We start from the raw sequence: 24,299 nt of genomic DNA on the forward strand, positions 1-24,299 counted from the left end.
TATTTGCATACCGCAAAATTAAGTTTAGATGACGATTAGTTATAAATGGTTAAGTGAATACCTGCCCGAAGAAATTGAGCCGCAAAAGCTTTCTAATATTTTGACATCAATTGGTTTGGAGGTCGAAAGCGTTGAGAAATTTGAAAGCATCAAAGGCGGATTAGAGGGTGTAGTGACTGGACTGGTGCTAGAGGTTGCACAACATACGAATGCAGATAAATTAAAGCTTACAAAGGTTGATGTGGGATTGGGGGAGCCATTAAAAATTGTTTGCGGTGCAGCAAATGTTGCTGTGGGCCAAAAAGTGCTGGTGGCAACTGTAGGCTCAACCGTTTACCCTATCGGCGGCCAGCCCATTGCGATAAAGGCGGCCAAAATTAGAGGTGAAGAAAGCCAGGGGATGATTTGCGCGGAAGATGAAATTGGGCTGGGAACAAGTCATGAGGGCATTTTGGTTTTACCGGAAGATGTTGCTGTTGGAACAAAAGCTTCAGATTATTATAAACCTTATACTGATCATGTTTTTGAAATAGGTTTGACTCCAAACCGAATGGATGCAATGAGCCACCTGGGAGTAGCTAAAGATGTGTGTGCCTACCTAACGCACCACAACAAGCAGGAAGCCTGGCCTAAAAGCCCGTTTACAAATGATTTCAAAACCGACAACAATTCGCTTCCTATAAAGGTAAGTATCGAAAATACGGAGGCTTGTAAACGTTATGCTGGAGTAACAATTTCGGGTGTAACTGTAAAAGAGAGCCCTAAATGGCTACAAGACAAACTCGTTTCCATTGGTCAAAGACCTATTAATAATATTGTAGACATCACCAATTTCATTCTGCATGAAACCGGTCAGCCGTTACATGCTTTTGATGCAGCGGGTATAAAAGGGGGAGCCATAATAGTTACAAACTTACCCCGCGATGCAAAGTTTGTAACACTTGATGAAAAAGAAAGACGGCTTGATAGTACGGACTTAATGATCTGCAATTCGGAAGATCCGATGTGTATAGCAGGTGTGTTTGGTGGTGCAGAAAGCGGTGTAAAAAATAATACGAAAAACATCTTTTTAGAGAGTGCCTGGTTCAATCCAACAACCATTCGAAAAACATCCTTTCGTCACGGGCTAAGAACCGAAGCAGCAGCAAGATTTGAAAAAGGAGTTGACATTTCAAACGTGGTCAATGTTTTAAAACGGGCAGCTTTATTAATAAAACAAGTGGCAGGCGGAGAAATTTCTTCAGACATTGTGGATGTTTATCCTGCTCCCCAGCAAAAGACACAGGTAGGCATTACATATCATTACCTAAAAAAACTGAGTGGTAAAAATTATCACCCTGATGCTGTAAAAAGAATATTGACAAGCCTTGGGTTTGAGATTTTAAAGGAAGGGATGGACGAGCTATGGGTGTTAGTTCCCTATAGTAAACCCGATATTTCGCTACCTGCCGACATAGTAGAAGAAATTTTAAGAATTGATGGATTAGACAATGTAGAGATTACCGGGAGTATGACAATTGCCCCGGCAGTTGACGAGAATATTTTTAAAGAAAATTTGAGGGAGAAAATTTCAGGTTACCTGGTAGGGCTTGGCTTTAATGAAATTGTTACCAATTCTATAACCAATAGTAGATATTATAATGAGACCGAATTGGCGGGTGCCGCCAAAATGATCAATAGCTTAAGTGTCGATTTAGATGTAATGCGGTTATCAATGGTAGAAACTGGCCTGGAAACCATTTCATACAACATCAACCGAAAAAATAAAAATCTTCAGTTATTTGAATTTGGTAAAACATATCACGCTGCTGCTGTAGGCCATTATCAAGAGAACGAGCACTTGTGTTTATATATAACGGGTCAGCAACATCCGGATACCTGGAAGTCGAAACAAAGTGCAGCAGATTTTTTTTATGCAAAAGGAATTGCCGCCGGTATCGTTAAAATTTGTGGGCTTGAAACTCCACGTTTTGAAAACGTTTTAATTAATGGATATTCTCTCGCTTTGTCTGCAACTCATTTGGGGGCGCAATTGGTGACCGTGGGAGAAATTGATGCAACCAAGCTGAAAACTTTTGATATAAAGCAACCTGTATTTTGCATTGATTTCGACTTGCTGCTTTTGCTAAAGTTAACAGCAAATCAAACGATCACATACAAGGAGGTTTCCAGGTTTCCTGGGGTACAGAGAGACCTGGCCTTAGTGGTAAACAGAAACGTAACATTTGAAGCTGTTGAAAATGTGGTTAGAAAAACAAAAGTTTCTAAATTACAAAACCTACAACTGTTCGACATTTTCGAAAGCGAAAAACTTGGCTATGAAAAAAAGTCTTTAGCAGTAAGTTTCACCTTTTTAGATGAAGAAAAAACATTGACCGATAAAGAAATTGATGAATTAATGAACAGGCTTGTCCAAAGTTTTGAAAACGATTTAGGCGCAGAAATTAGAAAATAATTTTGCAAATACCATTGCTATGGAAGATATGCAGGAGCAAATACAGCGAATCGAAAATAAAGTGCAGCAATTGCTAAAAGAGTACAATTCTTCGCAAAAAGAAATTCAGCGTCTGCAAAAAGAAAACGAAAACCTTAGCAGGCAATTGCAAACGCAAACCGAACAAGCTAAACAACTTCATCAAAGGGTTGACGCACAAACGTTTTCTTCCTCGAACATGGAGGATAAGGCAAAAAAAGACCTCGAGAAGCGTATCAATACTTACCTAAAAGACATTGATAAATGTCTTGCCTTACTACACTCTTAAACTATGTCTAAGCCGCTGATTCCAATAAATATAGTAGTAGCTGATCGAAGTTACCGGTTAAAGATAGATCCGGACGACGAGGAAGTTGTGCGAAGAACTTTAAAGACTATCAATGAGAAAATTATTGATTACAAAACAAATTTTGCCGGTAAGGATATGCAGGATTATGTATCGATGGTGTTACTATGGTACGCTACCGAGCAACAAAAACCAACGCCCGAAATGACTTCGCAGTCAGGAAGCCAGGAAAAACTGAATAAACTGGAAGACTTGCTAAATAAAGCTACCTCTACAAAATAAAAAGCCCCTGCTTTCACAGAGGCCGTAGGGTACGGATACGAATTTAAAAAAAGTTAGTATCCTTAATAAATATAGTACATCTATTCCGATTTCCTTTTTATGTGGCGACATACTGATATTTTTTAAACTTTTTTTAAACTTGGTGCCCGCATTAGTGTTTCATTGCCTCACCGTTGCAATGCAATTCGTTCGTCTTCATAACCCGCTTTCGTCTTCTTTTTAGTATTTATTAAAAATTTACTCAAAAGACACATCATCTTATTTTGCTACACCAGTACTACCAGGTAGATAAGATGTTCAATAAAGATTTGCGGTAAAAGTGAGTGACACAACGATGTTTAGTCTGGCCCCACTGCCTGCAATTAAAAAAGAGTAAATTAACAGGTAAAAAGCTGGTAAAATATAAAGAATTGTACCTGGCTGAGAGGCTAAACTGTTGAATTTTGCTTCAGCTTTTGTCGGCTGCTTTTATCGTTCATAATAATTATCTTCGCAGGCCTATACAAACATTTATAACAGAAATGGAGGGTATAATCATATGAAATCAAACTTTTTAAAAACAATCAAATCAGCATGGGGACCATAGTATTGACCGTAATTATTGGAATTGTCGGAGTAATTGCAGGAATTATAGCAGGAAAATTCATTTTTGCTAAAGACACACGAAAGCAGGTTGAAGATGCAGAACAGCAAGCTCAAAGAATTATTGCTGACGCGCAAATGCAGTCTGAAACTCTGAAAAAAGAGAAAATTCTAGAGGCAAAAGAAAGGTTTGTTCAACTAAAAAGTGAGCACGATAAGGAAGTGCTAGACAGAAACCGGAAGATCGCTGACGTTGAAAACAGGCTGAAACAAAAGGAAGTCTCAATTAATCAAAAAGAGGTGAACCTGGACAAACAGTTGAAAGACAACGAGGCCATCAAAGAAAACCTGAACCGGCAACTGGAGGTAGTAAGCCAGAAACGAACTGAGCTAGAAAAACACCAGGAAGAGCACATACGGCGCCTTGAAAAAATTGCCGCACTTACGGCGGATGAAGCAAGAAACCAGTTGATCGAAAGCCTTAAGCAGGAAGCACAAAGCCGTGCCCTTAGCATGCAACAAGACATTATTGACGATGCAAAACAAAAGGCCAATAAAGAAGCTCGCAAAATCATTATTCAAACCATTCAGAGGACTGCTGCAGAACAAGCGATTGAGAATGCAATAACGGTTTTTAATCTTGAGACAGATGAAATAAAAGGGCAGATTATTGGTCGTGAAGGTCGTAATATCCGGGCCATTGAAGCTGCAACAGGGGTAGACCTTATCGTTGACGATACACCTGAAGCAATTGTACTTTCTTCGTTTGACCCGCTTCGCCGCGAAATTGCCCGACTGAGCTTACAACGCCTTATTTCAGACGGTCGTATTCACCCGGCGCGTATTGAGGAAGTGGTTGAAAAGACGCGCAAGCAACTGGAAGAACAAATAATGGAAATTGGTGAGCGTACCGTAATAGAACTAGGAATTCATGGTCTACATAAAGAATTGGTGCGTATTGTTGGCAAAATGAGATTCCGGTCTTCCTACGGGCAGAACCTGTTGATGCATAGCCGTGAAACGGCTAATTTATGCGGGCTGATGGCGAGCGAATTAGGAATGAATCCTAAACTAGCCAAACGTGCCGGTTTGTTGCACGACATAGGTAAAGTGCCTGATGAGGAAACTGAATTAAGTCATGCGCTGCTAGGTGCAAAGTTGGCAGAGAAATATGGCGAAAACCCTGCAGTGGTAAACGCAATTGGTGCGCACCACGATGAGATGGAAATGCAGTATGTCATTTCTCCTATTATACAGGCATGTGATGCCATTAGTGGAGCAAGACCAGGCGCCCGTCGCGAAATCATGCAGCAGTACTTGCAAAGGATTAAAGAGCTTGAAACGATCGCACTAACTTACCAGGGAGTAGAGAAAGCTTACGCAATTCAGGCCGGACGTGAGCTTAGGGTAATTGTAGAAGCTGATAAAGTAACTGACAATGATAGTGACAAGTTAAGTTTTGAAATTGCGCAGAAGATCCAAACGGATATGACCTATCCGGGGCAAATAAAAGTCACGGTAATCAGGGAAAAAAGAGCCGTGAACATTGCAAGATAAAACGAGACAAAACAAAGTTTAAAATAAAAAACCCGCAATAAAAAGCGGGTTTTTTATTTACGTTAACAACCGTGCAACCAAAACAAGGTTAATGCTAGTCTTAGTAGTAAGATTACCAATCAATTATCCAATATTTCTACTTAAAGACTATTCCAATTTCTCTGATGGAATTTGTTAGCCCCCTAAAATTTTTAGAAATAAATTAATTGGTGTATGAAATCATTTGTAGCGTATCCCCTGGACTTCGAAAAGATGCTATTTCCAGAAGTAACAGAGAAAAACCCTTCAGGAAAACTAATAGCACATTACGAATTGTACAAAAAAGTAAGCCACTTGGAAGGATGTGTTGTAAAGTGCGGAATAGCTGCAGAAGAAGGTTTCATCCGTTTTGCCAGTTTAAGACGTTTGATAACTAACCAGCCAAATCAAAAAGTGATCGCTTTTGAAAGGTTCGCAAAAAGCCTTTACCTTACTAGTAGCACAGAAGAGAATAGTAAGCTAAATTACCGGGTCGAAAGCGCCGCAATCGATGTAAGCAGAATTCAACAAAAACTCAGCAAAAAGGGAATTAACGAACAAATCGATTTCGTTCCAGGAAACATCGGGGACTCTATTCCGGAATACCTGATAGAAAATCCGGAAATGAAAATATCCTACCTCAATATTGACTTCGACGACTATGACAGTGCACTAACAACACTTCAGTACTTCTATCCCCGCCTTGTTCATGGTGGCATTCTTATTTTCGACAATTACTACAAAAAGGAAGAAGATTACCGGGCTGTTAAAGACTATTTTAAATATTCTAATAACCGAATTTGCAATTTTTCGGTCGACAAAGGACCGCACTACCTGGTAAGAATGTAAAAAGACTATTTAAATACTTTTTATATTAATACTTTCCCCTTACCTTCGCAATCCGAAAAAAAATTTGATATGAACGCTGTAGCTTTTGTGCATGAGCAATTAACTGTAAACAAAGAGGTACCTAAATTTAAGGCAGGTGATAATGTTACTGTTAATTATAAAATTATTGAAGGTAACAAAGAGAGGATCCAGTCATTTAAAGGTGATGTTATTAAAAGACAAGGACAAGGTGCCACTGCGACCTTTACAGTTCGTAAAATTTCTGATGGCGTAGGTGTAGAGAGGTTGTTTCCAGTTAATTCTCCTAATATTGAATCTATCTTGCTTCATAAAGTGGGTAAAGTTAACCGTGCTAAGCTTTTCTATCTGCGCGAAAGAAGTGGTAAGAGTGCAAGAATTAAAGAGAAACGATATTAGTATTTATGATTGCAACATAATTAAACGGAAGCCTTTTTGGTTTCCGTTTTTGTATTATAGGCGATTAATACTAGAATTGAAGACATAACGTTAGTTCTCCAACATTATGTCTTCATCCAACATTGTTGTGTCACTCCCTTATACATTTAATCTTTATGCTGCCTCTTTACGCAATGCTCCTACAAAAATTTGTCCTTGTAATTATTTGATAAATATTAAACCTTTACTAAACTTTACACGTATTTTAGAGGTTCGTTATTCTAAAACATTTTTTTAAACCTACTTTTGTAGTTCAAAATCATAAGCGATGTTTACCAATTTATTAATCGGAATGCCAGGAGGCAGCGAATGGATTTTAATTGTTCTTGCAGTATTAATCTTATTTGGAGGTAGAAAAATACCCGAATTTATGAGAGGTATTGGAAAAGGTATCCGTGAATTTAACGATGCTAAAGATAACGTGAAGAAGGAAATTGAGGAAGGCATGAGTGAAAAAGAGGTTAAAAAAGCTTCTCAAAGTTCATCTGTTCAGCCATAATTTCTTTAGTTAAAGCAGACACTTTTGGTAAGCTCTCAATCTATTTCAGAATATCATAATTTATTAGTGAACGGCCAAACCACTTGTGTGGAGGCCGTTCGTCATTATCTGGATAAAATTTCTGCTTTTACCCATCTCAATGCCTGGCTAGAGGTTTTTGAAGCGGAAGCTTTGGAAAAAGCAGCAGTGCTTGATAAACAAAGGCAAAATGGGGCACCTCTGGGTAGACTACATGGCGTTATAGTAGGTCTTAAAGACGTAATCTGCTATAAAGACCACCGCATTTCAGCCTCCTCCCGCATTCTAGAAAATTTCACCTCTGTTTATAATGCTACCGCCACCGAACGGTTGCTTCAGGATGAAGCCATTATAATAGGCCGACAAAATTGCGATGAATTTGCAATGGGCAGTAGTAACGAAAATTCGGCGTTTGGGTTAGTACGAAATGCTATTGATGAAGAAAGGGTACCTGGTGGTTCATCAGGTGGTTCTGCAGTGGCTGTGCAAGCTGGGATGTGTATGGTGAGCCTGGGCAGCGATACAGGAGGATCAGTAAGACAACCTGCAGATTTTTGTGGAATAATCGGAATGAAACCTTCTTACGGTTCTATTTCCCGGTACGGACTAATTGCTTACGCTTCATCTTTTGACCAGATCGGTATTTTTGGGAAGCATATTGATGATGTGAAGTTAGTTTTAGATGTAATTGCAGGTGCCGATGCGTTTGATAGCACCGCTAAGCAGAAACCTTCTCATATTCCAGCCCGAAAGACTAGCTACAAATTTTGTTATTTTAAAAATGCATTAGAACATCCTAGCTTGGACCCTACTATCGCTAATGGCATAGATAGGTTTATAGAAAAAATAACAGCAGCAGGTCATACGGTGGAGCCTGTCAATTTTGATTTGCTTGATTATATTGTTCCTGCTTATTATGTCTTAACTACCGCTGAAGCGAGCAGTAACCTTTCGAGGTATGACGGGATTAAATATGGATATCAAAGCGCTGGTAAAGAAAACAACTTACATGAGTTGTATCAACAAACCAGGAGCGAAGGATTTGGGCCTGAGGTAAAAAGAAGAATCTTGCTTGGCACCTTTGTGCTAAGCGCGGGTTTTTATGATGCCTATTTTTCAAAGGCACAAAAAGTCAGAAGATTACTGGTTGAAAAAACCAAAGAAATTTTTCACCAATACGATGCTATCATTTTGCCAACTGTACCAACCCCAGCATATAAGTTAGGAGAAAAGAAAGATCCTGTGGAAATCTTTCTTGCCGACATATATACTGTGTATGCCAACCTCGTGGGCATTCCTGCTATTTCACTTCCCTTGTTTAAAACTGAGGAAGGTCTGCCATTTGGCTTACAGTTGATGTCGCATGAAAATAATGACCTACATTTGCTCTCCCTTTCCAAATTGTTAATAAACTTACAATTAACCGAAAATAATCCACACCTATAGATTTACCGACGACCAAGACGTGGCCGCATAACCCGTTTATTTAACTAAACATTTCTGTACATGAAGAATGTTAGAATTCCTGTTAAGCTTCGTCGGCTTGTAAAATCATTGGCGCTCACTTTTTTTATTCCCTCTGTATTTATTGCCGGTAGTGCATTTAAATCATCACCCGATCCGGGAGATCCTGTAAAGCCATTGCCGAAAACCATTATCAAAAACGATAAAAGCGGTTTTAAAAGTCTTTTTTCTACCTCCTATTTCGACCCTACAAAGCCTTACGTAACTCAACTGAATCCGAAAGCGCTACCATTTGTACAAAATTATATCCGTGAAGAGGGTACTCACCTCGAAAAAATGAAGGTTTGGGGCAAGCCATATTTTGACGTGTATGATGCTATTCTTCGCCAATACGGCTTACCATTAGAGTTGAAATACCTGTCGGTGATAGAGTCTTCGTTAGTATCAAATAGTATTTCTGTTGCCGGTGCTGTTGGGCCTTGGCAAATTATGGCGGAGGAAGCTAAAAGAATGGGGCTAAGTGTAGAAGGCCCCAATGATGAAAGAAAGAACTTTAGTAAGAGTACTTACGCAGCAGCGAGGATCTTAAAAGAATTACATAAGCAGTTCAATGATTGGCTTCTTGTTGTTGCTGCTTATAACTGCGGTGCAGGCAGGTTAAGACAAGCTATAAGGAAAAGTGGAACAAAGAATTTCTGGGATCTGCAAGCCTTTTTACCGGCTGAGACCAGAAATCATGTAAAAAGATTTATTGGAACTCATTTCATTTTTGAAGGGAATGGCGGTTTAACTACTATGACAGCATCTGAAATTTTAGATTATGATCTTAATCTAGCCGCTACTAATAATAAAAATCTCACTGCCACAGGAGAAGCAGGAAATACTATAGTTGAAGTTTCGGGTAAATACCGGTCTTCTGTCATTGCTAAAAATCTTGCTGTTGATCTTGCGGCCTTTAACAAGCTTAATCCAAACTTTGACAAATTAATAGCCATGGGGCAAACCTACCAAATGACATTGCCGACTGAAAAAGCTAATTTGTTTTATGGAATTAAGAATACCATATTAAATGAAAGTGTTGAATGGAGTCTGAAAATGTAACCAAAAGAGAGTAAACTTTAATACAGGCGGAACAAATAAGCGCAGGGCGTTTTATTTGTTCCGCTTTTTTGTTTCCGAAAACACATCTATAATCGCCTGAGCTTTTAATAGGCATTCTTCATACTCTTCATCAGGCTGACTTGAAGCAGTAATGGCACTGCCAGCATGAAAAGAAACGTTCTTTGTATCTGTGTTATAAACAATACTTCTGATTACTACATTAAAGTCAAAATCTTTATTTGGGGTTATATATCCTACTGTGCCTGAGTATATTCCTCTTTTGCTTTGCTCGTACTTGTCAACCAGTTCCATTACTTTCTTCTTTGGGGCACCGGTCATGCTGCCCATTGGAAAAGTTGCTTTTAAAATATTTGAAAAACTTTGATCTTTTTCAACCCTTCCTACAACGGTAGATATCATTTGATGAACGTGAGGAAATGAGTAAATACCAAAAAGCTCTTCCACTGCTACTGACCCCTCTTCACAAATCTTACTCAAATCGTTTCTTACCAAGTCAACCACCATCACGTTTTCCGATTGGTCTTTAGCACTGTTTTTTAGTTGTATTTTACTTACGCCATCTTCCTTCAAATCGAAATGTTTTCTTGCTGATGTGCCTTTAATGGGTTGTGATATTAGCTTGTCACCTATTTTCTTCACATACCTTTCCGGGCTTGCACATAGGAGATAGTTATTGTCAATCCGATAAAAAGCAGAAAAGGGGTTTGGGGAGATATTGCTTAGCTGAGTGTAAATAGAAACAGGGTTAATTTCAGCGGTTGCAAAAAATTGGTGGCAGAAGTTTATTACATAACAGTCTCCGTGTTGTATGTGTTTCTGTAATAATTCAACTTTATGTAAATAGTCTTCTTTATAAATTTTTTGTTGAAAGGAAATGACATGGCCGGAACGATCAATAGGATGCTGTTTCATTATTTCCGAAAAAATAGAATCGGCCTCTTGATCAATCACTCCGATTTTTAGGGTGCTTTCTTTTAGTTCAATCAGTATTTTAGGAACAAAAAGAAAACAATCAGGAAAGCATGTTCCATCATCCGGAGGCAAGGAAATGCCACCTTCAATTATATTTTTTATTTCGTAGTTGAAATGACCGAAAATGTAATCATTACTATCGTGCATGTACTCGGCTAAGGAAGAGAAAAAATCAGCCGATGGTTGGAAAATTGAGGTAGTTCCAACGCCAAGCAAACAGTCGAAGGAATTGTAATTAGATTGATAGTGGTTGTTATCAAGAAAGCAGCAGATGTTGAACCTGCTTGACCAGGCCAACATCTGCTGCTTTAATAGATTGCTATCCTCTACGTGAAAAGTATGATAAACTCTTACCACATATTTTATTAGGTAATGCTAATAATCGTCGTCATCGTCGTCAAACTTCGATGATTTACCACCAAACAGGTCTTTAAACTCATCATCTACTTTAAAGTCGTCGTCATCATCTTTCGCACTTTTCTTTGTCAGTCCGACCTTTTTAGCACTTGACTTTGGTAAATCAAATTCATCAAAATCAGGATCCCAATCGTCGCCTTCTTCTGGTTTATTCCAAGTATCCTCTACTTCGTCAACATCGCTATCATCATCACCATCTGCTTCAGACTTACCTTTTACTTTTACTGCCGCAACTTTTTTGCCCTTTGCTGGTTTGTCATCGTCAGCATCTAATTCGTCATCTTCTTCCAATTGTTTCTTAGCTTTTGCGGAAACTTTCTTTGCCGCTATACCCGCCTTCGGCGCCGCTTTTTTAGGGGTCTTTTCTTTATCAGATTTTGCTGCCATAACTTATAGATTTTGGTCACGTAAAACTTAGAACGGTTTTCTGGTCGCTAAAAAACTTTTAAAAAAATTAATAAAAATCTAAAACGATGAAATCTAAGGAAAATTTTAAAGTGCCACAATTTGTTCTCTGCCGGGTCCATTAGAAACATATTTAACAGGAGCTCCTACGAATTCATTAATAAACTTTATGTATGTATTCATAGTAGCGGGAAGCTTAGCGCTTTCTTTGATTGCTGTAGTATCTGTACTCCATCCGTCAAAGGATTGATAAAGAGGTTCGATCTTAACTTTTGAAATAGCAAATGGTACTTCTTTCTTTTCTTCATCATTAATAAGATAAGAAGTACACATACTGAGCTTATCAAAAGAGTCAAGTACATCGGCTTTTGTCATCACAATTTTTGTAACGCCGTTAATCATACAAGCATATTGTAAGGCCACAAGATCTATCCACCCACACCTTCTCGGACGACCGGTAGTAGCTCCAAACTCTGCGCCTATTTTGCGTAACTCTTCGCCTGTTGCATCAAAAAGTTCTGTCGGAAAAGGCCCACTTCCTACCCTGGTGCAATAAGCCTTTGACACACCGATTACTTCATTAATTTTTTGGGGAGCAACACCTAAGCCAGTACAAACTCCGGCAGAAATGGTGTTAGACGATGTCACGTAAGGAAAAGTTCCAAAATCTATATCGAGCATACTCCCTTGAGCGCCTTCGGCAAGTATTTTTTGCCCTTGAGAAATTTTATTATTAATAAAATATTCCCCGTTAACTACATTAAGCGTCCTTAGAAATTCTATTGCATCAAAAAACTCGTCTTCCCACCCGGATATGTCTTCGTTGAAGTGAAAATTATCCAATAAACGCTGATGCTTTAAACGCAGTTTGATATAATTAGTAATAAAGCTTTTGTCAAGGATATCTCCAACTCTTATTGCATTTCGACCAGTCTTATCCATGTAAGCTGGACCAATACCTTTTAAAGTACTTCCAATTTTTTCTGTTCCCTTTGAAGTTTCTGATGCCTTATCTAAAGCCCTATGAGTAGGAACAATGATATTTGTTCTTTCAGAAATATAAAGATTCTTTTTTACGTCAATACCAAAAGAGGCAACCAGGTCGCATTCTCTTTTTAAGGTAACCGGATCTAAAACAACACCACCGCCAATGAGGTTGATCGTGTTTTGATGAAAGATACCAGAGGGAATTTGGTGTAACACTACTTTTTTATCTTCCACATATAAAGTATGACCTGCATTTGGGCCACCCTGAAAGCGGGCTACCAAGTCATAATTAGGAGCAAAAAAATCTACTATCTTCCCTTTACCCTCGTCGCCCCATTGTAAACCAAGAATAACATCAACCATTTTAAAATGTATTTGCGTTTCCGGCAAAATTAATGGAACTGACTTTACCTTGGCTATTTATTGTGACGAAGAAATAAGACGGATTAAAATGGAAAGTAGAAAAATTAACAAGTTAGCTTTAAGTGGCAAGCCGGTTCTAAAGAATGCTCCACAAAAATTTACTGTACAAGTGAGTGACACAACAATGTTGATTTAGAGTCAACTGTCTGCTACAAAAAGGCGAAAATGGAAAGCAGTAACCTTCTAATTTATACTGAATGTTTAAAATACACCTATAAAGCTCTTAAAGCTACTCGGCATCAAAACGATCCACGGTTTGAATGCCTTTCAGCATTTTTAAGCGTTCTACCAATTCTTCCAATTCTTCTTTATCGTGTACAAACACTTTTATCGTTCCTTCAAACAATCCATCGTGCGACTCTATGGCAAGCGCGGCTATGTTAATTTTTAGATCTCCGGAAATGACGTTCGTGATTTTGTTTACCACACCTACATCGTCCATTCCAATAATCTTAAGGCCCGTAAGGAAACTTATCGCCTTATTTTTTGCCCACTTGGTTTTAACAACACGGTGACCATAATTAGACAATAAACTGGGGGCGTTAGGACAACTTGTACGGTGAATGATTAAACCCTTGCCGGTACTAACGAAGCCGAACACATCATCGCCGGGGATGGGGTTGCAGCACTTTGCCAGCGTGTACATAATCTTATCGCTGCTTTCACCGAATATAATAAGCTCTGAATCCTTTTTTGAATAATGTGGGATAATCTCAGCAGGTATTTCGTGAACCGGCTTTTGAGGTTTAGGTGGCTCGAGCCTATCACCCAAAACCTGGAATTCTTTCAGTTCTTTTAAATCCAAGGCTTTTACCGCAACCTGGTAATAAAAATCAAGCTGCGAATGGAACTTGTAAAAAGCTACCAGCGTATCGACGTTTTGCTGAGAGTAAGCTGCTCCTACACCTTCCAGCTTTCTTTGCAATATGTACTTTCCTTCTTCTGCAATGGTTCTTTTTACTTCTTTTAGTGCATCCTTTATTTTGTTTTTGGCCTTCGCCGTAACCACAAAGGTTAGCCAATCTTCGCTTGGCTTTTGCTTGCTGCTTGTAATGATCTCGACCTGATCGCCACTACGCAGCTTATGGCTGATTGGAACAAGTTTGTGATTGATCTTAGCGCCAATACATTTCGTACCAATTGCGCTGTGAATGCTGAATGCAAAGTCGAGGGCGGTACTACCGATGGGCAGCATTTTTACATCTCCCTTGGGAGTGTATACATAAATTTCTTCTGCGAGAAAACTTGTTTTAAAATCCTGCAGGAAGTCGACGCCGTCCGTATCCTGCGTGTTTAGCACTTCTCTGATCTGGCTAAACCACTTGTCAAAACGATCTTCATCTGCTGACCCTTCTTTGTACTTGTAATGCGCGGCCAACCCTTTCTCCGCAATTTCATTCATGCGCTTGCTTCTTATCTGCACCTCTACCCATTTACCCTGCGGCCCCATTACAGTTGTATGTAAAGCTTCGTAGCCATTACTTTTTGGATTGCTAAGCCAGTCTCTTAGTCGTTCGGGTGAGGGGGTGTACTCGTCAGTTATGATTGAGTACACTTTCCAGCAATGTTCTTTTTCGCGGGCGTGAGGAGAGTTCAAAATAATCCGGATAGCAAACAGGTCGTATACTTCTTCAAATGCAACCCCTTTTTTCTTTATTTTATTCCAAATGGAATGAATGCTTTTTGGACGGCCGTGAATTTCAAAATCAAAGCCTCCGGCGACTAGTTTCTCTTTTACAGGACGAATAAACTCGTTGATATATCTTGTACGCTCTCTCTTGGTTTCAGCCAGCTTGCGTGCTATGTCTTTGTACGTTTCCGGCTCCATGTACTTCATGGATAAATCTTCGAGCTCGGTCTTAATATTGTATAGCCCCATCCGGTGGGCAAGGGGAGCATATACCCAAACTGTTTCGCTGGAGACCTTCAACTGCTTCTCACGTTTCATGCTGTCGAGAGTCCGCATATTGTGTAGCCTGTCAGCAAGCTTAATTAAAATAACTCTTGGGTCATCCGTTAGGGTAAGTAATATTTTCTTGAAATTTTCGGCCTGTTGACTGGTGTTATTATCAATAACAGTTGAAATTTTTGTAAGGCCGTCTACAATTCGGGCGATCTCATGACCAAATTCCCTTTCAACGTCTTCGAATGTCATATCGGTATCTTCGACAGTATCGTGAAGCAGGGCACAGATAGTACTGCGAACCCCGAGGCCAATTTCTTCAACACAAATCATAGCCACGGCAAGCGGATGAATAATATAAGGCTCGCCGCTTTTCCTTCGCATGGTTTTATGAGCATCAGCAGCCATTTCAAAAGCATGACGGACAAGCTCTTTATCTCCCTTTTTTAATTTTTCCCGTAATGCCCTCAGCAATGCGCGGTAATGGCGCAAAATCTCCTTCTTCTCCTGCTCCTCGTTTAGATTATATTTTTGGGTGGTTGGCACCGCTACTATGTCCTGCTCTTCCATGGGTACGAATTTACGAAAACGGCGTTTATCACGGTTTTTTTAGGAAAAAGTTAAGGTTATACTGGCACAAGCGATATTTCTTCTTTCAAACTCCCCCCTACAATCACGCATGTTTAACTGAATATTACCCTTCTCCTCCAGTGAACGTTTCGGAGCGACAGTGTTTGCGAGCACTGCTGTGGTAGCAGCTCCGTTAACACCTTTGGGTTTAATAATTTAAGAATTACTGACGGTGCAGGTTGAGGACACGTGCTTTCCTCGAAAAAAAATATTTTTATGCAAATGGAGATAAGCGTAACAAAAGAAGGTGCTGGCTACTATTTTTTCGCGCGGGAAGCTTTTTGGTTATTGTTACAGCACTAACAGAAACACATGTATAATGGGTGAAGCGTTATTAGAAGAGATTTAACTCCTACGCTAAAATTTTGCCAGGTAAAATTCGTTGTGGTAAACACGTTCACTTCTTCTCCCTATTTTATAGCCTTTTATAAATCATTCCGTTAAAAAAGATAAGCAAAGAAGTGGATGTAGAAATGTTTCCTCATCGCTTGTTTGCTTCATAATGCTGTATGGCGATTGTGCTGTTCTGATAGTTAAAGTAGGCGGCAGAGGATTTGACTTTAATTGACTGTTTTAACGTTAATCTGTCTGTAAGTTTTGATACAGGTAAGTTTGTACGAAAAATCGTAGTTGTTTGTTTTCACTACCTTTTATACTTTGGACGAAAAAAGCACGGAAATAAAATAATACCTGATAATTTTCTTACCAATACATTAAGAGATATTATAAGATAGATTTTAGTCATTCCTAAAAAGGGCATAAAGAATTTTGTATATAACGAGTATAATAAATATTACAATTTTAAAAACAAGTTTGGTTAATGAAAAAGGCTAGTGGGGTTTTGATGTTTTTATTTTTAGGTTTGATCGGCTATGGCCAGGAGGATACACTACAGGCAAAAGTTATATTAATTGGGGATGCCGGTGACTTTAAAGGTGGGAGGCACCCTGTAATAGAGGCGGTGCGACAAACAAATAAACTAGATAAGAAAACGACAATTGTTTTTTTGGGAGACAACTTGTACACCACCGGCTTGCCCGATGAACAAAATTCTTTTTACGATATAAAAAGAAGTGTGCTAGATACCCAAATTGCTATTGCAAATGGTACAGATGCAAAAGTATTTTTCATACCGGGCAACCATGATTGGGATAGAGGAGGCAAAGGAGGTTGGGAGGCAGTTAGGCGGCAGCAGCAGTATATAGATGCTAAAGGGGGTAAGAATGTGAAGTTCTATCCCGAAGATGGTTGCGGTGGACCGGTGGAAGTATCTTTAAGCGATGACGTGACGCTGGTAATGTTTGACAGCCAGTGGTGGATACATCCATATGACAAACCAGGGATAGAGTCTGACTGTGAATATAAAACGCCTTTTGAAGTACTAAACCAGTTAGAAGATATTCTTTCGAAGAACTCGAAGAAGCTTGTGATACTTGCATGTCATCATACTTTTAGAAGTTATGGTATTCATGGGGGTTATTTTACCCTTAAGCAACATATTTTTCCTCTTACTGATGCCTTCCCTAACCTATATGTCCCACTGCCCGCTATTGGTTCTATCTACCCGATTGCCCGTGGTGTTTTTGGAGTACCGGAAGATTTATCTCATCCCGCTTACGCCAATATGATTCGCGACGTAGAGAAAGTAGTTAAGGGACATCGTAATGTCATTTTTGCCGGGGGTCACGAGCACAGCCTTCAACTAATCAAAGACAGCACCTATAATTACATTGTAAGCGGAAGTGGAACCAAACATACTCGTGTTTCGCCCAATAAAAAAGCTCCCTTTGTTTCGGATTTAAATGGATATGCTGTATTGGATGTGTCAAAGAACAAAAACGTTAACCTTACTTTTTATACCGTAAGCGATTCTATAAAAAAGGCTTACAATAGTCACCTTCTAAACTTTTCAAAACTACCCGAGGAGGAGAATAAAAACGATGTTCCGGTCGTTTACGTGCCTTATTCTGCTGATAGCATAAGTGTAGCTGCAAATCTTACATACGCCGAAGTTTCCGGAACTAAGAAATTTTTCAATGGCAGTAATTATCGTGATGTATGGGCAGAACAGGTTAAGATGAAAGTTTTTAGAGTAAATGAAGAAATGGGTGGATTTAAAGTTGGAGAAATGGGTGGAGGACACCAGACCAAGTCATTGCGGTTAACTGACACAAGCGGAAAAGAATGGACTCTAAGAACTATAAATAAAGACATTACCAAAATACTTCCGGGAAACGTACAGGGAACGCTGGCGCAGGACTATTTGCAAGATTTTATTTCATCTGCACATCCTTATTCGCCTGTGATTATTCCACCCCTTGCCAAGGCTGTAAATGTTACAGTTGCTGCACCAAGAATATTTTTTATTCCAAATGATCCTGCTTTAGGTCCTTATCGACCCTTTTTTGCTAACACGATTTGCCTGTTGGAAGAAAGACAGCCAATAGCACGCGGAGAAGACACAAAGAGTGAACAGAAAGTGGTAAACAAAATGTTGGAGGATAATGACAATCACGTAGACCAGGAAGCGTTTTTGCGCGCACGTTTACTAGACTTTCTTATCGCCGACTGGGACCGGCATTTTGACCAGTGGAGGTTTTTAGAAAAAGATACAGGCAAAGGCAAGCTTTATTACCCTATTCCGAGAGATCGTGACCAGGCCTTTTCATACTCCAATGGATTACTTGTAAAGCTGGCGTCGCAAAATCTTATTCCTTTTTTAAAGGGGTTTAGAAGACAAATTCCAGGAATTCAATGGCTTGCATATTGGGCTAAAGATCTTGACCGTAGCTTTCTTAATTCCCTCGACTCTTCAACATGGTCAAAAGCATTAGCTAATTTTAAAACCAATCTTCCTGATAACGTGATAGATGAGGCTGTCAAAAAACTCCCGCCAGAAGTGTACGCTTTAGGTGGATCTGAAATTAGCGCCAAGTTAAAAAGCCGCCGCAATTATTTGCCGCGAGAAGGAATGAATTACTACAGGTTTCTATCCAAACAGGTAAATGTAGTAGGAAGCAATAAAAATGAATATTTCAAAGTACAGTCAGTTGGTAAAAATCTACAGGTACGGGTATATAAAAAAACAAAAGAAACAGATTCCGCATCTCTCGTCTATAGCCGCATTTTTGAGCCCGGGGTGACCGAGCAAATACATATGTACGGGCTGAATGGAGACGACGTTTTTGATGTGGATGAAAATGCTAAGTCAAAAATTAAAATGAGGATTATTGGCGGCAGGGGCAATGATACTTTTAACATTAAGGGAGATGTTAAGAATTACCTCTACGATCTGTCCAGCGAAAAAAATTTAATAGAAAATAAAAGCAGGACGAGGATCCGATTTGAGAATACTCCGGAAGTAAATAAATACAGCACCACAGGTTTTAATTATAACAAGAACAATTTTCCAAATCTAAATCTAGGCTTTAATGCTGAAGACGGTTTAATGGCTGGCCTTGGCTTTTCAAGAAAAACTTTTGGGTTTAGAAAAGAGCCTTTTTCAACTTTTCAAAAATTTTCAACGCTTTATGCCTTTAGTAGTGGTGCATACAGGCTTAATTACTCAGGAGAATTCAACCAGGTGATTGGAAAAGATGATATTGTTATTAATGCGGCACTCGCTAAACCTACCCTCAACAATTTCTTCGGTATCGGGAATTTTACTAAAGTGGCGAATAATAAAGAACCTTTGTTTTACCGTGTACGCTATAACTATGTTGATGCCGAGGTGTTACTTCGACGTAGATTGGGGAATGTTTTAAAGATGTTTGGGGGTCCAAAAGTGTTCAATTATTGGAACCATCTTGAAGATAACCGGGACAAAATATTAGATGCTCCCTCTCTTGTCGGTTTAGATTCAATTAACGTATATAAGACAAAGACCTATGTGGGGGGTAAGTTTGGAATATTGTTAAATAATGTAAACAATGAGTTTATGCCCACAAGGGGAATTTATTGGAATACCGAGTTTAATGCTTTAGCAGGTATTAATAAAAACAGTAAGCCACTTACTACGCTAACTTCAGACATGACACTCTACTCAAGCCTCACCGATCCTGCCAGGGTGGTGAGTATCCTCAGGCTTGGTGGGGGGCATATCTTTAGCAAAAATTACGAATACTTCCAGGCGTTGAACCTGGGACAAAACAATGTTTTAAGAGGATTTAGAAAAAACCGGTTTGCAGGAACTTCATTAGCATACGGAAGCTTGTCTTTGCTTGTGAAGTTATTTGATACCAAGTCTTATATTTTGCCAGGTTCTGTTGGCGTACTTGCATTTGATGATATTGGAAGGGTTTGGGCAGAAAATGAGACGAGTAAAAAATGGCACAACTCTTTTGGTGGAGGACTGTATTATTCGCCATTTAATATGCTGCTTATTTCAGCGGCGATGGGCTTTTCTGAAGAAGGGACGCTTTTTAATCTTTCGATCGGCACAAAATTTAATCTGACTTTTTAATAATACTAATGGATTACACTTCAATCTATAAGAAAGTAGAAGCCTATGTCACAGATCTTTTTGAGCGAATGGCGAACCCAAACCTAACTTACCACAATTTACAGCACACGATTAAAGTAGTAGCCAGAACCAAAGAAATTTCAGCACATTACCACCTGATTGAAAATGATTTACTTGTTCTTTTTGTAGCTGCATGGTTTCACGATACTGGCTACTTGTTTGATGAAGTAGCTTTGCATGAAGAGAAGAGTGTACAGGTAATGAGCGATTTTAACCAAACGCTTATCAACGATAACGATATTATAAAAAGTATTGAAGAGGTAATATTAGCAACAAAACCATCGGCAAAGCCAGCAAATCTGTTACAACAAATATTAGTTGATGCCGACTCCTATCACTTTGGAACAAAAGAAATTGATATTACCAATAAGCAGGTGCATGATGAATTTACTGCTCGCAATGGACCTATAAGCAAGAAGGACTGGGACAGGCAAACGGTGAAAATGTTGGAAAACCATCGCTATTACACCACATATTGCAGGGAACTGCTTAACGACAGAAAAAAGAAAAATATCAAAAAGTTAAAGAAAAATATCGAACAGGAACCAGACGAAGCGGCCACTCTTCTTGGCGACAGGCAATCTGTAAAGGCTGCTAATAACCTTACTACAAAAGGTATCCAAACAATGCTTCGTCTTACCTCGGAAAATCACATGAAGTTGAGTGACATGGCAGACGGAAAGGCCAACATTCTTATATCTGTAAATGCCATTATCATCTCCGTAATTTTATCTGTGCTGATGCGAAGGTTGCAGGAGGATACTTATTTAACCGTTCCCACCATTATTTTTCTATCATCGTCAGTATGCACTATTGTTGTAGCCATTTTAGCTACCCGCCCTAAAGTAAGCGCAGGAAGGTTTAGTGAGCAGGATATTGATACTAAAAAAACCAACCTTCTCTTCTTTGGTAATTTTTATAAATGCACCCAGGAGGAGTATGAAAAAGCAATGTCGAAGATGATGGTTGACTCGGAGTATTTGTATGGCTCCCTTATTAAAGATATTTACCAGCTAGGCGTAGTACTTGCGCGTAAATACAGACTCATCAGGTGGGCCTACAACATCTTTATGTTTGGAATAATAATTTCAGTGATTGCCTTTGCCATTGCAGTTATGATGAGTAGCAGCGGCAGTTCAATAACTCTTCCGCAAGGGTCCCCGCTATAAAGCTGTTACCAGGTTGCCCTCATTTTTCTTTTCCTTTTAAAAACTCAATTCCAACAAAAATGTTACTTAACTTTTCCATCCAATATTTAAAGATGCAGCGAGTTTTTTCTTTCTGTGAATGTTTTCAAAAGAAAATATGAAGTCGCCACTGAAGAAATTATTCGCTTTTAGCTTTGTAAGCAGGTATAGGTTCTCACTTATATTCTACATGTCTGTTTTCTGGACGGTGGTTGATTTTATAATCGTTCTTACCAGGCCCGAACCGGCCTATTATAGCTTTGCCTCTGCCATCTTACTTCGAAGTGTTCTTATTTTTTGCATGAGCCTTGTTATAGGGTACGTGTTAGTCTTTAAATTAAAAAGGCTTTTCAGAAATCGTTCTCTCGCCGTAAGTTTTGTTTTTCGAAGTGGTATTTTATTTATTGCCGCATTTATTGTTAACTATCTCATCCACGCAGCAAACATTATTTTCATTCTTCATTTAAGCGTTGGTGAAGCATTGCAACGCTACGGACAAGATGCGTTTCATCCTTTATGGCTTACTCAAAAAATAATATATTGGATGGCTCTTTTCGTATTTACACAATTAATAATAGAGGTAAACGAGAAGTATGCGCCCGGGGTTTTTATGGATATTCTTTTAGGAAAGTATCTGGAGCCCAAAATAGAAAGAAGGATTGTAATGTTCATCGATCTAAAAGACTCGACCCCGATAGCTGAAAAATTGGGTCACCAGCAGTATTTTAAATTTATAAGGGAGTTCATTTACCAAATTTCAAATGCACTAATAGAACATGGTGGCAGTATTTATCAATATGTAGGTGATGAAGTAGTGGTCTCGTGGCTTTTTGAAAAAAAGAATACCCGGAAGTGTATGGATGCTTTAATTGAAGCAAGAAAAAATTTGCAGAAGCGAGGGGAACATTTTCGTAGAAGGTATGGACTGATCCCAGAGTTTAGGGTTGGAATTCATTTAGGTGATGTAACGGTTGGAGAAATAGGTGTGATAAAAAAGGACATCGCTATGAGTGGTGATACGATGAATACAACAGCCCGTATACGAAGTGCATGCAGCGAATTGAACCAGAAATACATTGTGTCACTTGACTTTAGAGAAAATGTTGATTTAAAGGACTGGCAAACCGAGAGCCTGGGTATAGTTGAATTGAAAGGAAAAAACCACGGAATTGAATTGTTTTCGCTGAAAATCTAAATTTGAAGATCCTCCTGCTTTATTAGCCTGGTGCAAATAATATAAAAAGCTGCCTTAAGTATAAAAGTACAAGTGAGTGACACAACAATGCTGCTACAACGAACACCGTTGGTTAAGAAAATCAATAATCCAGCTCTAATTTCAGGCGGTCTTTTAATTCCTTAATCATTGGGTATTGCTCGATAACCCGCTGATACTTTTCGCGGGTAGTTAAAGTTGCTTCAGAAATTACAATCTCTTTTGGCTGTTCGATTATACGTATGGTAAAACCTACGTTTCGGTTTTTGAAACAACTTTTTAAATACTCAAGCAAAGGCACTTTCTCCTGTTCAATAAATTTCTGCTCAAGGCTGGCTGAAACAGTAATAGAAAAATGCTGCTCATTTACCACTTGTAGCTCGGCATTATTAAAAACAGTGACGACTGAGTGTTTTAACTGTTGCTTTAATTTATCGGTAAAGCATTTCCAATGTTCTTTCAGGTTTTCTTCCGTTACCGGAACTGCTTCCTCTATATTCTCAGCAGTTTTATTGGTGATATGTTTATCACGAAGACTTTGAAGAAGAGACTTTTTTGCAGTGGCAGGCTCTTTTGGTTTAACCGGTGCTGTCTTAACCGCTGTTTCAGTTAAGGTATCTGTAGCAGTTTGCAACATTGACAACGGCGCTGCAACAGGTGCAGGCTTTAAAGCAACAACCTTTGGTTCAGCCACAGTAGCAGAAGGTAGCTTTGACTCAATATATAGTTTGGCTGACGTAGCATTTGATGGAACAGCAGGTGCAGACTTTATTTGCAACGATTGCAACGGTTCAAATCTTACTGCTACCGGGCCATTAACCCGCTTTTTTTTTACAAGCGAAGCCGTTTGATTATCGAAAGACAATTCTATTGCTTGCTGCAAAAAAGTAAGCTTTATCATGGTCATTTCTACATGCAGCCTCTTGTTTCGGGCCATCTTGTAATTAATCTCCGCTTCGTTCAAAATGTTTAGCGCACTTATAAGGTAAGCAGGACTGACCTTTTTAGCTGTTTCTATATATTTTGGCTGAAGACCTTCTACCACATCAAGCAAAGACGCAGCTCTGGGATTTTGACAAACCAGCACATTGCGAATAAATTCTGCATAGCCGTTTAATACCAAATCTCCTTCAAACCCTTTGCGGTTTATCTCGTCGTAAAGCAACATCGACCCGGCCATATCCTGGTTAATCTGGGTATCGAGCATTTTGAAATAATAATCGTGGTCCAGTATGTTCAGATGCTCTAATGTATTTTGGTAAGTGACATCTCCATTTGTAAAACTTACAATCTTGTCAAGTATACTAAGCGAGTCTCTCATACAACCTTCGCTTTTTTGAGCGATCAATTGCAAGGCAGCCTTTTCTGAATGAATATCTTCTTTTCCGGCAATTTCCTGCAAATGCTCAACCGTGTCGTTGTTGGTGATACGCTTGAAATCGAAGATCTGGCAACGGCTTAAAATGGTAGGAAGTATCTTGTGCTTTTCGGTAGTAGCTAATATAAAAATGGCATAAGAAGGCGGTTCTTCTAATGTTTTCAAAAATGCATTAAAAGCACTTGTACTAAGCATGTGTACCTCATCTACAATGTAGATCTTGTATTTACCCGCCTGAGGTGCAAACCTAACCTGCTCAACCAGTGCGCGAATGTCTTCTACAGAGTTATTGCTGGCTGCATCGAGCTCGTGAATATTAAGGGAAGTTCCTTCATTAAACGAAACACAACTATGGCAAACGTTACATGCTTCACCATCTGGTTGTATGTTTTCACAATTAATTGTTTTAGCTAAAATACGGGCACAAGTTGTTTTACCTACTCCCCGCGGACCACAAAATAAAAAGGCATGAGCCAGTTGATGATTGCGAATAGCATTTTTTAAGGTAGTGGTAATATGGCTTTGCCCCACCACCGTATTAAAGTTTTGAGGCCTGTATTTTCGCGCTGAAACGATAAATTTTTCCATAATTTTCTCTCTCTCAAAAACGGGTTGAAGTGCAAATTAACAAACTT

17 protein-coding genes are annotated in these 24,299 nt (G+C 39.1%); 12 read left to right on the forward strand and 5 right to left on the reverse strand.

Annotated elements, in window-relative coordinates; genetic code table 11:
• The first annotated feature begins 28 nt into the window (after positions 1-28).
• From pheT to JWR87_RS17305, 9 genes are all read left to right on the forward strand, one after another.
• The gene (gene pheT, locus JWR87_RS17265; RefSeq protein WP_297822486.1) at positions 29-2,455 is read left to right on the forward strand and encodes a phenylalanine--tRNA ligase subunit beta; all 2,427 of its coding nucleotides are present in this window, start codon (positions 29-31) and stop codon (positions 2,453-2,455) included.
• 19 nt (positions 2,456-2,474) lie between these two features.
• Complete coding sequence (locus JWR87_RS17270; protein WP_297822488.1) at positions 2,475-2,762, forward strand: hypothetical protein; 288 nt, start codon at positions 2,475-2,477, stop codon at positions 2,760-2,762.
• Positions 2,763-2,765: 3 nt separating this feature from the next.
• Positions 2,766-3,062 carry a cell division protein ZapA gene (locus JWR87_RS17275; RefSeq protein WP_297822490.1) on the forward strand — a complete coding sequence of 99 codons (297 nt, stop codon included), beginning with the start codon at positions 2,766-2,768 and terminating at the stop codon, positions 3,060-3,062.
• A 573-nt stretch (positions 3,063-3,635) separates the two neighbouring features.
• Entirely contained in the window at positions 3,636-5,201 is a 1,566-nt protein-coding gene (rny, locus tag JWR87_RS17280) for a ribonuclease Y (protein WP_297822492.1), read from the forward strand.
• A gap of 213 nt (positions 5,202-5,414) precedes the next feature.
• A complete protein-coding gene (locus JWR87_RS17285; RefSeq protein ID WP_297822494.1) occupies positions 5,415-6,068 on the forward strand; it encodes a TylF/MycF/NovP-related O-methyltransferase in 654 nt (217 codons plus the stop codon).
• A gap of 69 nt (positions 6,069-6,137) precedes the next feature.
• Positions 6,138-6,485: a 50S ribosomal protein L19 gene (rplS, locus tag JWR87_RS17290; RefSeq protein ID WP_297822496.1), complete on the forward strand. Its 348-nt coding sequence runs from the start codon at positions 6,138-6,140 to the stop codon at positions 6,483-6,485.
• Between the two features lie 307 nt (positions 6,486-6,792).
• On the forward strand, positions 6,793-7,023 hold the full coding sequence (locus JWR87_RS17295; protein WP_297822498.1) for a twin-arginine translocase TatA/TatE family subunit: 231 nt from the start codon (positions 6,793-6,795) through the stop codon (positions 7,021-7,023).
• 24 nt (positions 7,024-7,047) lie between these two features.
• Complete coding sequence (gatA, locus tag JWR87_RS17300; protein WP_297822500.1) at positions 7,048-8,487, forward strand: Asp-tRNA(Asn)/Glu-tRNA(Gln) amidotransferase subunit GatA; 1,440 nt, start codon at positions 7,048-7,050, stop codon at positions 8,485-8,487.
• A gap of 60 nt (positions 8,488-8,547) precedes the next feature.
• Positions 8,548-9,606: a lytic transglycosylase domain-containing protein gene (locus JWR87_RS17305; RefSeq protein ID WP_297822502.1), complete on the forward strand. Its 1,059-nt coding sequence runs from the start codon at positions 8,548-8,550 to the stop codon at positions 9,604-9,606.
• Between the two features lie 51 nt (positions 9,607-9,657).
• Here JWR87_RS17305 and JWR87_RS17310 read toward each other — a convergent pair whose 3' ends face one another.
• The 4 genes from JWR87_RS17310 to JWR87_RS17325 all read right to left on the reverse strand — a co-directional run bounded on the left by JWR87_RS17310 (position 9,658) and on the right by JWR87_RS17325 (position 15,304).
• Positions 9,658-10,956 (reverse strand): anthranilate synthase component I family protein, encoded by a 1,299-nt coding sequence (locus JWR87_RS17310; RefSeq protein ID WP_297822504.1) that lies wholly within the window; start codon positions 10,954-10,956, stop codon positions 9,658-9,660.
• 18 nt (positions 10,957-10,974) lie between these two features.
• The gene (locus tag JWR87_RS17315) at positions 10,975-11,403 is read right to left on the reverse strand and encodes a hypothetical protein (protein ID WP_297822506.1); all 429 of its coding nucleotides are present in this window, start codon (positions 11,401-11,403) and stop codon (positions 10,975-10,977) included.
• Between the two features lie 105 nt (positions 11,404-11,508).
• Positions 11,509-12,771 carry an adenylosuccinate synthase gene (locus JWR87_RS17320; protein ID WP_297822508.1) on the reverse strand — a complete coding sequence of 421 codons (1,263 nt, stop codon included), beginning with the start codon at positions 12,769-12,771 and terminating at the stop codon, positions 11,509-11,511.
• A 289-nt stretch (positions 12,772-13,060) separates the two neighbouring features.
• On the reverse strand, positions 13,061-15,304 hold the full coding sequence (locus JWR87_RS17325) for a RelA/SpoT family protein (protein WP_297822510.1): 2,244 nt from the start codon (positions 15,302-15,304) through the stop codon (positions 13,061-13,063).
• 880 nt (positions 15,305-16,184) lie between these two features.
• Here JWR87_RS17325 and JWR87_RS17330 point away from each other — a divergent pair.
• The 3 genes from JWR87_RS17330 (at position 16,185) to JWR87_RS17340 (ending at position 22,268) form a co-directional block, all read left to right on the forward strand.
• Positions 16,185-19,826 (forward strand): BamA/TamA family outer membrane protein, encoded by a 3,642-nt coding sequence (locus JWR87_RS17330; RefSeq protein WP_297822511.1) that lies wholly within the window; start codon positions 16,185-16,187, stop codon positions 19,824-19,826.
• 8 nt (positions 19,827-19,834) lie between these two features.
• Complete coding sequence (locus JWR87_RS17335) at positions 19,835-21,055, forward strand: Pycsar system effector family protein (RefSeq protein ID WP_297822513.1); 1,221 nt, start codon at positions 19,835-19,837, stop codon at positions 21,053-21,055.
• Between the two features lie 136 nt (positions 21,056-21,191).
• Positions 21,192-22,268, forward strand: a complete 1,077-nt coding sequence (locus tag JWR87_RS17340; RefSeq protein ID WP_297822515.1) for an adenylate/guanylate cyclase domain-containing protein — start codon at positions 21,192-21,194, stop codon at positions 22,266-22,268.
• A gap of 121 nt (positions 22,269-22,389) precedes the next feature.
• On the opposite strand, the gene JWR87_RS17345 is transcribed toward JWR87_RS17340, so the two are convergent.
• Positions 22,390-24,252 carry a DNA polymerase III subunit gamma/tau gene (locus JWR87_RS17345; RefSeq protein WP_297822518.1) on the reverse strand — a complete coding sequence of 621 codons (1,863 nt, stop codon included), beginning with the start codon at positions 24,250-24,252 and terminating at the stop codon, positions 22,390-22,392.
• Between the last annotated feature and the right edge of the window lie 47 nt (positions 24,253-24,299).

It is taken from the genome of Segetibacter sp. (assembly GCF_025963695.1).
In the GTDB taxonomy this organism is placed as follows: Bacteria; Bacteroidota; Bacteroidia; order Chitinophagales; family Chitinophagaceae; genus Segetibacter.